The 13,635-nt window shown below is 41.7% G+C and carries 14 protein-coding genes; 3 read left to right on the top strand and 11 right to left on the bottom strand.

Going from position 1 to position 13,635, the window contains the following annotated elements:
* Positions 1-198 precede the first annotated feature (198 nt).
* Together K7R11_RS10120 and K7R11_RS10115 are read right to left on the bottom strand one after the other, a co-directional pair.
* Positions 199-1,425: a multidrug effflux MFS transporter gene (locus K7R11_RS10120; RefSeq protein ID WP_224490432.1), complete on the bottom strand. Its 1,227-nt coding sequence runs from the start codon at positions 1,423-1,425 to the stop codon at positions 199-201.
* 219 nt (positions 1,426-1,644) lie between these two features.
* Positions 1,645-2,109: a cupin domain-containing protein gene (locus K7R11_RS10115; protein ID WP_224490431.1), complete on the bottom strand. Its 465-nt coding sequence runs from the start codon at positions 2,107-2,109 to the stop codon at positions 1,645-1,647.
* A gap of 225 nt (positions 2,110-2,334) precedes the next feature.
* Here K7R11_RS10115 and K7R11_RS10110 point away from each other — a divergent pair, with 225 nt between their 5' ends.
* Positions 2,335-3,078 (top strand): hypothetical protein, encoded by a 744-nt coding sequence (locus tag K7R11_RS10110; protein WP_224490430.1) that lies wholly within the window; start codon positions 2,335-2,337, stop codon positions 3,076-3,078.
* A gap of 78 nt (positions 3,079-3,156) precedes the next feature.
* Here K7R11_RS10110 and K7R11_RS10105 read toward each other — a convergent pair whose 3' ends face one another.
* Both K7R11_RS10105 and K7R11_RS10100 read right to left on the bottom strand, forming a co-directional pair.
* Complete coding sequence (locus tag K7R11_RS10105) at positions 3,157-3,591, bottom strand: MarR family winged helix-turn-helix transcriptional regulator (RefSeq protein ID WP_224490429.1); 435 nt, start codon at positions 3,589-3,591, stop codon at positions 3,157-3,159.
* Positions 3,592-3,672: 81 nt separating this feature from the next.
* Complete coding sequence (locus tag K7R11_RS10100) at positions 3,673-4,353, bottom strand: fibronectin type III domain-containing protein (RefSeq protein ID WP_224490428.1); 681 nt, start codon at positions 4,351-4,353, stop codon at positions 3,673-3,675.
* A 365-nt stretch (positions 4,354-4,718) separates the two neighbouring features.
* Here K7R11_RS10100 and K7R11_RS10095 point away from each other — a divergent pair, with 365 nt between their 5' ends.
* Positions 4,719-5,549 (top strand): OmpA/MotB family protein, encoded by an 831-nt coding sequence (locus K7R11_RS10095; protein ID WP_224490427.1) that lies wholly within the window; start codon positions 4,719-4,721, stop codon positions 5,547-5,549.
* Between the two features lie 59 nt (positions 5,550-5,608).
* Here the strand turns inward: K7R11_RS10095 and K7R11_RS10090 are convergent, their stop codons facing one another.
* The 7 genes from K7R11_RS10090 to aroC all read right to left on the bottom strand — a co-directional run bounded on the left by K7R11_RS10090 (position 5,609) and on the right by aroC (position 12,616).
* On the bottom strand, positions 5,609-6,307 hold the full coding sequence (locus tag K7R11_RS10090) for a hypothetical protein (RefSeq protein WP_224490426.1): 699 nt from the start codon (positions 6,305-6,307) through the stop codon (positions 5,609-5,611).
* A gap of 177 nt (positions 6,308-6,484) precedes the next feature.
* Complete coding sequence (locus K7R11_RS10085; protein ID WP_224490425.1) at positions 6,485-7,117, bottom strand: hypothetical protein; 633 nt, start codon at positions 7,115-7,117, stop codon at positions 6,485-6,487.
* 103 nt (positions 7,118-7,220) lie between these two features.
* The gene (locus K7R11_RS10080) at positions 7,221-8,516 is read right to left on the bottom strand and encodes a carboxypeptidase-like regulatory domain-containing protein (RefSeq protein WP_224490424.1); all 1,296 of its coding nucleotides are present in this window, start codon (positions 8,514-8,516) and stop codon (positions 7,221-7,223) included.
* Between the two features lie 529 nt (positions 8,517-9,045).
* The gene (locus tag K7R11_RS10075; RefSeq protein ID WP_224490423.1) at positions 9,046-9,423 is read right to left on the bottom strand and encodes a response regulator; all 378 of its coding nucleotides are present in this window, start codon (positions 9,421-9,423) and stop codon (positions 9,046-9,048) included.
* Complete coding sequence (locus K7R11_RS10070; RefSeq protein ID WP_224490422.1) at positions 9,416-9,784, bottom strand: histidine kinase; 369 nt, start codon at positions 9,782-9,784, stop codon at positions 9,416-9,418. The genes K7R11_RS10075 and K7R11_RS10070 overlap by 8 nt, the downstream gene beginning before the upstream one ends.
* 321 nt (positions 9,785-10,105) lie before the next feature.
* Positions 10,106-11,536 carry a dicarboxylate/amino acid:cation symporter gene (locus tag K7R11_RS10065; RefSeq protein ID WP_224490421.1) on the bottom strand — a complete coding sequence of 477 codons (1,431 nt, stop codon included), beginning with the start codon at positions 11,534-11,536 and terminating at the stop codon, positions 10,106-10,108.
* A 15-nt stretch (positions 11,537-11,551) separates the two neighbouring features.
* Complete coding sequence (aroC, locus tag K7R11_RS10060) at positions 11,552-12,616, bottom strand: chorismate synthase (protein ID WP_224490420.1); 1,065 nt, start codon at positions 12,614-12,616, stop codon at positions 11,552-11,554.
* Positions 12,617-12,802: 186 nt separating this feature from the next.
* Here aroC and K7R11_RS10055 point away from each other — a divergent pair, with 186 nt between their 5' ends.
* The gene (locus K7R11_RS10055) at positions 12,803-13,633 is read left to right on the top strand and encodes a UDP-2,3-diacylglucosamine diphosphatase (RefSeq protein WP_224490419.1); all 831 of its coding nucleotides are present in this window, start codon (positions 12,803-12,805) and stop codon (positions 13,631-13,633) included.
* Positions 13,634-13,635: the final 2 nt, after the last annotated feature.

Below are 13,635 nucleotides of genomic sequence, written 5' to 3'. Positions count from 1 at the left end.
CTTTTAAACCATCTTATATTTCTAAGATAGGGTCTATGTACCTGAAGAAACATGATTTAAATCATATTCAGAAAGGTAAATAAATTATGAACACTCTACAAGATATTTAACGAACTGAAGGTCAGTTATTTATCTGAGTCGAGGATTTGCAATGATGAATTTATTGTAGGGTTAGTATTGGAAGGAGGGAAGCAGTAACTAGCGTTTGAACCGTAATCTGTAAAGGCTTAGTTGCTTTCTTTTCAGATACAAAAGGATCAGGATGGAAAAAAGCGAACATAAGGTGAATCCTACAAAAAGTGGATAAACCCTTGTCCCTGAAACAAACCTTCCGATAAATGTGCTTATGGGTACAGCCATTAAGGTGGAGATCAGGCCGGTTATGGCTGCAGCAATTCCTGCAATATGGCCAACGGGTTCCATGGCAAGAGCCCGAAGATTACCGAATAAAAAACCGACAGCAAAAAACTGAAGGGCAAAAAATCCGAGCAAAATTGAAATCGGAGGATTCGGGCTTCCAAAAAATAAGACCAAATAAATTGCTGAGCACAGAAAATAGGCCACTAAAGCCGCTGAGACCAATCGCTCCATCCCAAGTTTCACCACCAGTTTTCCATTCATAAATGTAGCCAGTCCAACCGATATGGCCAATCCGGCGAAGATGTATGGAAATTCCTCCTTCATTCCGTATTGGGCTTCAAATATGTGCTGAGACGCGCTAAGGTATACCAGAAAAGATCCGGTAATAAATCCGGAGATCAATGTGAAACCCAGGGTCCTTGGGTATTTTAATAATTCCGATGTACCCCTTGTGAATAGCGAAAAGGAGAGCGGGGTGCGGTATTCTTCTTTTAAGGTTTCAGGCTGTCGTTTCCAAAACCAGAGACCTACCAGGATACTGAATATCAATTGGACATAAAATATAGCCTGCCAATGATAGAGATCCAAAATAAATTTACCGAAGGCTGGGGCTATTATAGGTACCAGTAAAAACACGACTGTAATAAAACTCATGATCCTGGCCATATAATCCCCCCGGTACAAATCCCTGACCATGGCAATACTAATGGTTCTGGGTGCAGATAATCCGATACCTTGCAGAATTCGTCCGGCGATCATAACAGCCAGCGTATGGGCATTAACACAAATTATACTGCCAATCAGGAAAACAAAGAATCCTATAAATACAATTGGTTTACGTCCAAGGCTGTCAGAGACAGGTCCGAAAATCAGGGGACCGATCCCTAAACCCAGAAAGATCATGGTTATAAGTAACTGGGTGTTGGCATTATTGGTAATTCCTATTTCAAATCCTATAAGGTCGAGTGCCGGAAGTAAAGCGTCTATAGCAAGGGCCACAATAGACATGAGAGAGGCCATCAGAGCGATAAATTCCAGTTGAGAAGGATGCTGTTTTTGGATCATGGTCCAAAATTACATTATTCATATGGGTGGGTGGTGACATTCCCTTAATATTTTCTATTTGACATAATATAAATTATAGAGCAAAAAAGGAATGTAGTGTTGAAAGCTGGGGTATATGCCTGTATAAGTTTAAGATTACACAAAGCGATATTCAAATAATAGAAAAAAATAAAAACCAGACGTTAAAGCCTGGTTTATTGCGTGTGGATATTCCCATTTCTATTCCTCAACGGGATGTGCATCCAACGGATTTTCGAATGCAATAAAAAGTGTACATGGACCGTCATCCCCGCATCTGGCAGTATGTGGTTTTTTGGCCGGTCCATAGGCATAATCGCCCGTTTTTAGAACCTGGGTCGCTTCTCCATCATAAGTTACCTCTAATGTACCACTTAAGAGCACCATACGTTCCGGAGATGTATGCCAGTGCTTAGGCACATCGAAATTAGCAGGTATTTTGAAAAGGATGTCAAAATTTCCTTTGGTGTGATCTCCCTGCAAAACTGTAATAGTACATCCTTCAGGAATAAATGGCGGACAATCAAAGGTAGTCATCTCCGCTGATATTTTCATGGGGTCAACCGCTATGGAGTTTTCTGACATATCCTGGGCTAATATGGGTAAAGTAAATACGAAGCACATGCCTGTAACCAGGAGGCATTGGATGTTTTTTGAAATTTTCATGAAATTGGTTTTTATGGTTATTTGTTTAAAGTTACTAAAATATTGATTAACAGCTGTTTGCGATAGCACACAAAACCTGGAAGCTCATTGAAAAGTATAGTTTACCTCCTGCACCGAATGCACCGAAAATCGGATTTCAATATCATTTAAACATAAGCTTTAACACCAGCTAAAAGAATTTCGTTAAATTTATAACTCTCTTTATATCAGTAAATTACACCAGCAATGCGATTAGTTTCCCTTCTACTCCTACTTCCCCTTTATTTTCTTATCCATACAGATGTAAAAGCCCAGGCTCATGCAAGGGAATTTGATTATCTCGTTGACGCTCGGTCTACGCTCATCGATAATTCTATGAAAGATCAGGGCTACAGTTTGGTTAAAACGGAAAAATACGGCAGTGACGCGTATCAGTACTGGTGGACCGACGCACTTAAAAAATGTGTAACCGTACATATCAGTGAAGGCCGGATTCTCTCGGTGGTGAATACACCGGATAATGATTGCGGAAACAGCACCTTTGGCACCCAACCCTATTCCTATACCCGGTCTTCGTCTTATGAAAGCTATGACGAACGCAACGGGTATAACTCCGTATCCATTGCCTATGACAGAGGTTTTAATGACGGGTTAAGAAACCGAAGTTTTCACAATAGTTATTACAGGGACTTTTCCCAAAAAGATGCGTATGCAGACGGATACGATCGGGGATTGGAGACCCGAAGAAAAGGTGATCATTGGAGCGGAAACTCCGGTTCTTCATATATTGAATTCAAGGACCTCGAAGGCTGGGGGGCATTACGTGCTTATGACGAATTAATAAAAAGAGGCTTCGAGGAAGAAAGAAGGTACAAACAGGGAGGAACCACTTACAGAACCTGGTATCACAGCCGAACCGGGCAATGTATTAAAACGGTGAGTCAGAAAGAACGAATTTCCGAAACCATGATTTCCACCCACTGTGATTAAACCTGATGCCATAAAAAAAGACCCTTCAATGATAATAGAAGGATCTTTTCAGGCTTGGGGGAACTGCTGGTTCCGTAATTAAGGTTGGATAATATTGCGTACTATTTTCTGCAATAACTGAACCAGCAAACCTATTTCTTCGTCGGTTATCCCTTTAAGGGCTACTTCCCTGTTATTCAGAATAACGGGGGTTATCGACTTCAAAACTGCATCGCCTTTTGAGGTAACGGTTAGCCTTGCCTTTCTGCGATCTGAGGGATCTTCATCTTTTGTCAGTAACCCTTTCCTAACCATACCTTCAACCATTCTGGTCATAGCGGCATTGTCCTTATACAATAGGTCTGCAAGTTCCTTTTGGGACCGTTCCGGCTGGTCGTTTAACACATTAAGTATTAAGGCCTGATCTACAGTTATTTCCTTTTGCACCTTGTTAAGGTTACGCTGGGAGAACTTTCGGTATTCTTTAATCGCCCTTTCTATGTTATAAAATACTGTTTTTAAGGGCATCGTCATATTCGTGTTGTTTTATAGCGTAAGAACAAATATAATTGATATATCAATAAAACACAGAGGTTAAGAATATTTTATGAATTTTCAGGATGATTTAAACCACCAAATCGGGCTAATAGCGGTTTGCCCACTGGGATCGGTGACTTCCACCTGCCAGTAAAACACGGAGCCGTCATCCAGGTTAAGGGTAACTTCGGTAGTATTAATTCCTTCGACGTATAAGGGTAAATTCCCGTATTCAGTACCCAGATATATATTGTATTCCAGATCCGTATCATCTACGTCAAAGCACGTCCAACCTAATTTTGCCTGGTCAATATCTATTGCTTCGTCCAGATCCGGGAACCGTTTTTCGGGTGCAAAAGGAGCATAATTTGAAGTTAATTCATCGCGAACCACAAAATTTTGTCTTGGAGAGAATTCACTTGTATTATTTGAGGCGTCCTTTGCCCGAACCCTCCAGTAGTAATATTTCCCTTTGGTTAGTTCAGTGGTATATCCATTTTCATTAAGCTCATCACTAAAGATGATATGAGTAAAATCCGCCTCATCCGAAAGTTGAAGATTGTAACTGATCTCCTCCCCTTCCGGATCCGAAGACCCTTCCCAGCTAAATGTAACATTAACTCCGTCAACAAGGCTGTTATTTGCAGGACTCAAAAGAATTGGTATGGTCGGGACTTCATTTTCAGCGTTTGGATCTTCCTTACTGCAGGAATACAGGAACAACAGGGATATTGTAATTATAAAGAGATTATTTTTCACCTTTCATTTTCATTTGTGCTGTAAAAAGCTGTAAAACAGAAATTTAAGTTAAATATTATGTTTATTGGGGCAAGCTCCTTTGAATTGCAGGTTTTTTCCGCCCAATTCCTGTTTACAAGCATTTTTTATGTTCATAAATCAGCTTAATAAGATTCATTTTATCGAGATTCCCTGCCTATGGTCTAAAATAACCCTGATTTTTTTCGGAAAAATTTTCTAAAATATAGAGGTCACATTATTCTGTAAACCAGTTGTTCACAAAGATTTTGTAGGGTTTTAAACCTGCTTCTATGATAAAAGTTTCATATTTAAAAGATCTATTTGGTCAAATTCTACGTAGATATATCAAATTTCAAACAATCATTATGAAGAAAATTTCAATTACAGTATTAGCCATAGCGCTATTAACTTCGTGTGTTTCCAAAAAGAAATATGTAGCGCTTCAGGAAGAAAATGGTCAGATCAAAAGTGAATTAACCAAAACTACGGTTGAGAAAGAAGAGCTTGAGGCAAAATTTGCTCAGATCGAAAAGCGTGTAGACGAATACAATTCGAAAATCAATTCTCTTACAGAGGAGAATAACGCAAGACTGGTAAATGTAGATGACGTTGCTGTAATTTCGAACGATGCGAAAGCTGCAATGAATGAGACTCTTAAAAAGGTAGATCCGGCAGAATTAGCCAATGCCAAAACGCTTAAGGATTCTATGAATGTAGCCATTTCATATAACCTGAAGCAGCATATGGACAACAGTGATATTAATGAGGATGAGGATATTGCTGTAAGCATTGACGAAACGGTTGTGATGATTTCGATCTCAGATAAATTATTATTTAATACAGCCAGTTACAGGGTAAGTAATCGTGCAGACGACATCCTTAAGAGATTGGCCGACGTTATTAACTCTGAGCCTAGCATTGAGGTGATGGTTGAAGGACATACAGATGACAGACCTGTGCGCACTGAGCAATTGAGAGATAACTGGGACCTGAGTGTGCTTAGAGCCTCTTCTGTTGTAAGAAAACTTCAGAATGATTTCGGAGTTGCTCCTGAAAAGCTGATCGCTTCTGGCCGTGCAAGCTTTCACCCGGTTGCAGATAATGAATCTAAAGAAGGGCAAGCCAAGAACAGAAGAACCCGTATCGTAATTCTTCCAAACATGAACAAGTTCTTCGCCCTTATGGCATCGAACTAAGTCAAGCAGATTATTATATGTTAACACGAAAAGAGGAGCCTTTAAAGCTCCTCTTTTTTTTATCCAAGATTTTTTCTGAAGCTTTTTCGAACTGCCAGCATGAGCTGTTGAATCTCCTCTCGGTTTACCGCTTTGATCTCTGCGATTTCATCCACCGACATTTTCCCAAACACAAACAGGTCCAGGATATTGGACGTTTTTCGAGGAAGCCAGGTATAGATCTTATTAAGTATAATACGTTCGTCCTTATCCAGGTTTCGCGTCGCATCCGTTAATTCCAGGGTCTGAATAATGTTCTTCTGGGCATCGTCATATAACACTACAGTTTTGTCATGGTCGTGCTGATGGTAGGAGATATCATCAAGGTCTTCGCTCATCACCATATCTTCATCTGCATCCATAAAGAAGTTTTCCTCCAGCGTTTTTAATTCCTTCCGAAGAATGCCACTGGTACTCATGGTGTCCTTATGAAAAGACTCCTTTTCATAAAGTTCATCAAGCCTTTTTTCTACCAGAGCGAATAAGCGGAGCTTTAGTTTCATATCGTCCTCCAGTTGGTCTGACTCCTCATACAGGTCCAGAATGGCATCGTCGAGCAATCCATTTGCCTTGTACATATTCCTGGGAATGATACCCGAACTCTCAGCAATATACAGGCGGTGTTTTAAATAAGGATAAATGTGGGGAACTGCGGACAGGACGCGTTTTCCAAATTCTTCTGATTTTTTGTCGGTTGGGTTATTTGCTTCGGTGGTCATATCTACATATTTAACTGAAATACATATCCTTCTTCAATATGCAATTTACACATTTACAGTTAATTACGCAGGATGTATTCCGAATTTGAATAAAGAAAAACAGGAAGACTCCATTAAAACAAGGAGGTATAACATTGCTGAAATATGGGGAATACGATCGGGCCGTAGAATAAAGGATCAGTGATCTTTTACTATGATCATGGTTGCTTTAACCCCTGTTGCGAGGTTCCACTCTTTAACAGAAATCAGGTTGCCCTGGTCATCGAAAACGGCAAGAGCAGCAGTATTTGGCCCGGAACTACCCTGGTTTAAAGCAAGAAAATCTATTTTATTGAAACCGGTTTCCAGGTCAACATAAATACCCTTATAAGAGGCGTCCAGTAAGACATTGGGTTGCACAACACGATCATTCATGAGAATTCGTACCCGGTCTCCGTCAACATATTGATGATCCCGGCAAACAATTTTCACAAACTTCCCGTTACTTCTGAAATCCCCAAGAAACTGGTTGCTGGTAGCCCCCATCTGGTTCTCCCCTTCCGGCTTATTGGTTTTGCGTTTATACTGCTCTCCGGGATCCATAAATTCCTCCTTGACCATGAAATTCTTATTTTCCTTAAGATCGGATAAGGAAGAGGTATTGGTTTTAGGAAGATTGAGGAGATTAAGGGAATTATCGTTCTTTTCCTTCTTCACATTAATTCCCTCGATCTTCACAGGATTAGCAGGTAATTCCTGGGCCAGAGCAATCCCTGTTCCTGAAATACACAGAACACCAAAGATGAATATGTAGGAAAGAATGTGTTTCATTGTTTCGGTTTACAAATAGTTCTTCTCCTCTGTTACAGCTAAAATAGTGCCAAAAGGTAAGATCCAAGGAATCTTACCTGTTAAATATGTCAAAAATAGCAGATCATTTGGAATTATCGTCTTTCTCCAACTGCCGCTGGATTTTCTCGATAGCAGATTCAATGGACTTCTCTGGTTCTATCACATTAAACGGCCCCCAGAAATCAGGGTCTGAGAACCCTGACGCCTCATCCGATATAATAACCGTAGGACGCAGCCGCTCCTTCCCTGGAATGCGCACATCACTGTCAAAGGGTTCCCAATCGGTAATAGCCATTTCACTGCTCAGGTAATATTTTGAATTGAACAATTTTCCCTTTTTATCGACAACCACGGCCAGTTGTACGTTACTGTATCCGTAGTACCATTTGCCATTTTTGATCCTGTAATCTACCCGGTATGCCGCATTGGTAGGATATACAGAAGTACGTGGCGGTTTCTTACGAACCAGTAGATCGCTGGCCATGTCCCTGTTTTCCACATTGAGATTGAACACCGCACTAACCAGGGCATGCGTGTCGGTGTCTATGTAGAGTTTTCCGTAATAAAGCGGATTAACGATGTTTTCATGCTGTCTGAAGTTGACCACATAAACCGTATTTCCATTTACCTGGGTGGGTTGCTCCAAAGTAAAAATGTAGGCTTCAATCATATCATCGGTGAAAATATTCTCCGGATATTTCATCAGATCCAGAAATAGAGGGGTAAATGGTCCCCCTTGTAGTTTCACCGACACCGTATCCAGGCGATCATAATCCGTGTTTTTTCGGGATTTATAAAGCGTAACGATATCGTTTCTGGAACTTTTATTGGGCTGCTTATAGATTTGCACCACAGCTTCCGATAAGGAGGCGTCTCTTCTGCGCTTTTTAATGGTTTCCCTGTAAAAAGCAGTCATTTTGACCGGTTGGGAAATATAGTTGTCCCCCCTTTTACTGAGCATGCTCTGAACCAGGTTGAGTGCATTTTTTGGACTGCTCACACTAACCTCCTCCAGGGCAATCGCAGCAGGGGTAAGTGCAATGGTATTACCATTACGGGTAAAGCGGTTTAAACTTATCTGTTTTGATTGATATCCCAGGAAGGAAACATTAATGTATCCCTCCGCCAATGCCACAGGTACCTTAAGAGAGAAGTCGCCTTCTGCATTGGTAATGGTACTTATGTTGGTGCCTTCCACGGTAAGGGTGGCAAATACAAGGGGTTCCTCAGTATCTGAACCGATTACATTTCCTTTGAATTCCTTAACTGAGGTCGAATCCTGGCTCACGGCAGTTTCGGGAGTGTTTTGGGCAACGGCTCCGGTAAGAAACAGAAAGAAAAGCAGATAAATACTCTTATGATTAAATAGGGTTTGCATTTTATTCATTTAAATAGCATTTTTTTCTTAAAAAAGATACGAATTTTCCCTGATAAAGAAATCTTAAAGTATTGTGAAATGAAGCCGGCCTTCTGACTTTTAATCCTGCGTAGGTATCACTGGATTAAAAGACAAAAGGCCGACAATGAAAACAACCAATCGGTTTTAATGAAAACCCGAAAAAACTGACTTTTAGATGAAAGGACTCCATATTAACCGGAACCTTCCAGTCTGTAACTTTAAATTTTATCCCGCATAATTAGGTTAAGCTCAGGCAAATTTTGCAGGTGATATTTTGGTCAAGTTCCCGAAGGCCTATTTAGGGTTCACCTTCAAGAGCATTATAAAAGTATGCTCTAAAGAGGAATCTTGAAACTTTATGTTGTGTAGGCATTATAACCCGTTGTAAACAAATGATCTTTAAGGGTCTTACGGTCTTATATGCCCCTGTAAATCAGTCCGATGTTTGAAATTGGATTCGTTGACCAATTACAACTGCGCTAAATGGAACGCTCTTGTATCCGCGGGTTTACTGATAACTTCCCATTTCCACCTCTACCATATCGAGGAAGAGGGAAGGATCTACAGGTTTGGTGATACATTCGGTTGCTCCTGCCTCAAACAATTTGGAATGAAGCCGGTTCTCTGATTCATGGGTAAGAATCACCACCGGAAGATCTCTGGTGTATTTTTTGCGAATGAGTTTCAGAAAATCAAATGTATGGAGCCCCGGCATTTCTATTCCACAAATGATCATGTCGGGATTGTAATTTTTGAGAAATTTTAAGGCTGCTTCTCCATGGCTAACCTGTTCCACCCGGTAACCATTGCGGCGCAAACGAAAGGCCAGTAAAGTAGCCTGCATTTTATCTTCCTCAGCTATTAATATCAGTTTCTTATCAGGCATAGAGTCTTTTCATTTGTTGTTGAATATCGGCATCTACCAGCTTGTATTCCGCTTCAAAGTCCTCGAGGAGTTTCTCCAGAAATACAATAGAATCCAATTGCTGACATTCGTGTTCAATAATATCCAGAAAGTCCAGCAATCCCTTGGCTTCGATCATTAATAAACTGTTCCTTAAGCGATGACTTACCCTCGCAATGGAAAAACGGTCTTTTGCTTTCAGGTACATTCTGGCCGAAGCCAAAAATTCTTCCACACGTTCATGCAAAAGCTTTAACAATTCTTCCAGGTTCTCTCTGTCGTTCAAACAGTATTCGAACAGTTTAAAGATATTGGCCCGGTATGTTTTATCTGTAGTGCTCAAAATCAATTTCTTTTCGGTTTGGGGGTTACACAACACTGTTAAAAATGATAAAAAAGCTTTCGGTCTTTTTGGTCCAAAAGCTTTTTTAAGCAGGATTCAGGTAAGATTTGAAGGCTCATATTTTGGGGCTGTAAAATAATTCCTGTTTTATCTTAAATTTAAAAATAGCCACATCCTGCTTTGGTTTCAAATAAATGTTGTGTAAGTGCGATTTTTGTATGTGAAAAATCAGATGGTCTATTTTCTTTAATGACGAAAATTTGATCCATAAAAAAACGCCCCTGGTAAAGGGCGTTTTCAATCTATATCAATACAGGATTTTTAATATCCTTTCCTCAGATTTTTCCCTGGATAATTCAACATTCCCTCACTTTTTGCTATCAGGGATGATACGGTAGCGTCTCCTGTTACGTTTACCACCGTACGGCACATATCCAGGATTCGGTCTACAGGTAAGATGATGGCGATCCATGCAGGATTCAACCCTACCGATTGCAACACGATGATCAGCATCACCAATCCGGCACTTGGTACCGCTGCAGAGCCGATTGAAGCCAGGGTTGCCGTTAAAACGATGGTTAACTGCTGTCCCAGGGTGAGGTCGATCATATGCAACTGAGCCAGAAAAACCACTGCCACTGCCTGGTACAAACAGGTGCCGTCCATGTTCACGGTTGCTCCGATAGGCAGCACGAAACTTGTGATCTTTTTGTCTACCCCAAGATTATCTTCAACGCACTCCATGGTAACGGGAAGTGTTGCTGCACTGCTGGAGGTTGAAAAGGCAAGTGTCTGGGCAGGACTCATGGCTTTAAAGAATCCGATATAAGAGATTCCTTTTGTAAAAGTTTTAATAATGAGGGGATAGATCACGAAGATCATGAGCACCAGCCCCAGGAATACCGCAAGCGAATACCAGCTCAACCCTTTAAAGATCTCTGTTACCTTATTGATATCATCGCCTGCCATTTGGCCAACCACGCCTGCCAGCAATGCAAAAACAAAGAACGGAGCAGCCCGCATTACCAGGTCTACCATCTTCAGAAATACCTCCATAACTCCATCGATGAAACTCATCACCGGTTGGGCCTTATCTCTTGGAATAAACAGCAAGCTCACTCCAAAGAACAGTGCAAAGAATATCACCTGAAGCATCAGGCCATTATCCCCCAGGGATAAAAAGATATTCTGCGGAACTATATCCACCAAAGGTTGTAAAGGGCCCGCCTCTTTAGCCTTGTTGGCGGTTTGCATCTTCTCATTTACCGTGGCATCCTGTAATTCTGATTTGGTTACCTCAGAGATTTCCTGGGCTCTTTGAAAGTATTCCGGATCCTTAAGGTAATTTACCCCGTCTTTAATCTGCAGGCCCTGGGACGATGCCCATAATTCATAACTTATCCTGTTATCGATTCGGCTTTGTTCATCTATGAGCTTCCCGGGTTTCATCAGGTTCACCAGGGTAAGTCCCACGGTAACCGAAAGGATGGTCGTTAACAGGTAGGCCAGCAGGGTCTTCCCTCCCATTCTTCCCAAACTTGAAGGATCACCAATATTGGCTACCCCGTTTATGATAGAGAACAATACCAGGGGTACGGCTATGAGCTTAAGCAGGTTGATAAAAATGGTCCCGAAGGGTGCGATCCAGTTCAGGGTAAATTCACTCCACCCGAATTTACTGGAAAGAAGCGCCCAGATGATCCCCAGAATTAAACCTATTATAATTTGCCAATGCAGCGCAAGTTTTTTCATGTACGTGATTTTGGGTTATTTCTTATTACTTCGTTTTATTAACATATGGTCTGCAAGAACCAAGGCCGCCATGGCCTCGACAATAGGCACGGCCCTGGGCACAACACAAGGGTCATGCCTTCCTTTCCCCTGCATTTCCACCGGGTTGCCCGCACTGTCGATAGTTTCCTGCTTTTGCATGATCGTTGCCACCGGCTTAAAGGCCACCCGAAAATAGATGTCCATCCCGTTACTGATACCGCCCTGAATGCCTCCTGAGAAATTGGTTTTGGTAGTGCCGTCAGGGTTATAGAGGTCATTGTGCTCACTACCTTTCATGGCAGCTCCCTCAAATCCACTCCCGTATTCAAAACCTTTCACGGCATTGATGGAAAGCATTGCTTTTCCCAGGTCGGCATGCAATTTATCAAAGGCAGGTTCTCCCAGTCCTGCAGGTAATCCCTGAACCACGCAAGTGATCACGCCTCCCACGGTGTCTCCCGCTTTTCTGATCTCGCGGATATATGCTTCCATCTCTGCAGCCATGGTGGCGTCCGGACATCGAACCGGGTTTTTTTCGGCTGCGGGGAGGTCAAGTTCGGCATATGGCACGTTAAGATGGAGCGGGCCAACCGAAGAGACATAGGCCTGAATATTCACGCCCTCCAGAAATTGTTTTGCAATGGCACCAGCCACTACTCTGCTGGCGGTTTCTCTGGCAGAACTTCTACCTCCTCCCCTGTAGTCACGAAATCCATATTTTTCATCGTATACCTTATCGGCATGTGATGGACGGTATTGATCTTTGATATGGGAATAGTCTCCGGAACGCTGGTTGGTGTTTTCAATGATGAATCCGATCGGGGTCCCGGTAGTTTTTCCTTCGAACACCCCGGATAAGATCCTTAGGTGATCCGGTTCTTTTCGCTGGGTAACGATAGCCGATTGGCCCGGTCTGCGCCTTTCCAATTCAGCCTGGATCTTAGCTGTATCCAGTGTGATGCCTGCAGGGCAACCATCAACAACACCTCCCAGGGCCTCACCATGTGATTCTCCAAAAGTGCTTACTTTAAATAGATTGCCAAAGGAATTTCCTGCCATTAAGTTGGTTTTTGAACAAAAATAGACGTAAAAGCCAATAATCAAAAATTAATGCGGATTAAGGTAATTTAAACTTATTTACCAGGCCTTTACACTGTTGTAACGTGAAGATCATAAAGGCTTAAAAATCAGGTAATACAAAAGCTCGTGAAATGTATTTACTTGCGACGTAAAAGAATAATTATTTTGAGGAAGCGCAAAATTGAACTTGCTGTAATTTCAGATACCCATCTGGGCACCTTCGGATGTCATGCGGAAGAATTGCTCACCTATCTGAACAGTATAGACCCCGGGATCCTGGTGCTTAACGGCGATATCATCGATATATGGCAGTTTCGTAAAAGGTATTTCCCCAGGCAACACCTCCTGGTTATAAAAAAGATCCTCGACATGGCCGCTAAGGGTACAGAGGTGTATTACATCACCGGTAATCACGATGAAATGTTACGCAAATTCACCGATATTAAACTGGGGAAAATACATGTTGTCAATAAACTGGTACTGAATCTTAGCGGTAAAAAAGCCTGGTTTTTTCACGGAGATGTATTCGATGCTTCTATGCGACACACAAAATGGCTGGCACGCCTTGGAGGCTGGGGTTATGACCTTTTGATATTGATCAACAGGGTCTTAAATAAAATTTTGTTATTTCTTGGAAAAGAACGGTACTCCCTCAGTAAAAAAATCAAAGACAGCGTAAAAAAGGCAGTAAAATACATTCACGACTTTGAAAATGTGGCCGCTGACCTGGCCATTGCAAACCACTATAAATATGTGATCTGTGGTCACATTCATCAGCCCAGGATGATTAGAAAAGTAAATAAGCACGGTACCTGCCTCTATCTTAATTCCGGAGACTGGGTGGAAAACCTGTCTGCCCTGGAATATTCCGGAAAACGCTGGGAACTTTATTATTTTAAGAATGACAAACTAAGTCCGTTCTTCGCAGATCAGGACCTTAAAAAGATGGATTATAAAGAACTTCTGACCGCAATCACCATTACACCCCGTATCTGAAG

Origin of the sequence: Robertkochia flava (assembly GCF_020166515.1) — a bacterium.
In the GTDB taxonomy this organism is placed as follows: Bacteria; Bacteroidota; Bacteroidia; order Flavobacteriales; family Flavobacteriaceae; genus Robertkochia; species Robertkochia flava.
The sequence above is the reverse complement of the archived record's forward strand: the minus strand, read 5'-3'. Positions and strand labels throughout refer to the sequence as shown.

Coding starts and splice junctions, on each gene's coding strand:
- K7R11_RS10120 (WP_224490432.1), bottom strand. CDS start 1,425: ATGATCCAAAAACAGCATCCTTCTCAACTGGAATTTATCGCTCTGATG.
- K7R11_RS10115 (WP_224490431.1), bottom strand. CDS start 2,109: ATGAAAATTTCAAAAAACATCCAATGCCTCCTGGTTACAGGCATGTGC.
- K7R11_RS10110 (WP_224490430.1), top strand. CDS start 2,335: ATGCGATTAGTTTCCCTTCTACTCCTACTTCCCCTTTATTTTCTTATC.
- K7R11_RS10105 (WP_224490429.1), bottom strand. CDS start 3,591: ATGACGATGCCCTTAAAAACAGTATTTTATAACATAGAAAGGGCGATT.
- K7R11_RS10095 (WP_224490427.1), top strand. CDS start 4,719: ATGAAGAAAATTTCAATTACAGTATTAGCCATAGCGCTATTAACTTCG.
- K7R11_RS10090 (WP_224490426.1), bottom strand. CDS start 6,307: ATGACCACCGAAGCAAATAACCCAACCGACAAAAAATCAGAAGAATTT.
- K7R11_RS10085 (WP_224490425.1), bottom strand. CDS start 7,117: ATGAAACACATTCTTTCCTACATATTCATCTTTGGTGTTCTGTGTATT.
- K7R11_RS10080 (WP_224490424.1), bottom strand. CDS start 8,516: ATGCAAACCCTATTTAATCATAAGAGTATTTATCTGCTTTTCTTTCTG.
- K7R11_RS10075 (WP_224490423.1), bottom strand. CDS start 9,423: ATGCCTGATAAGAAACTGATATTAATAGCTGAGGAAGATAAAATGCAG.
- K7R11_RS10065 (WP_224490421.1), bottom strand. CDS start 11,536: ATGAAAAAACTTGCGCTGCATTGGCAAATTATAATAGGTTTAATTCTG.
- aroC (WP_224490420.1), bottom strand. CDS start 12,616: ATGGCAGGAAATTCCTTTGGCAATCTATTTAAAGTAAGCACTTTTGGA.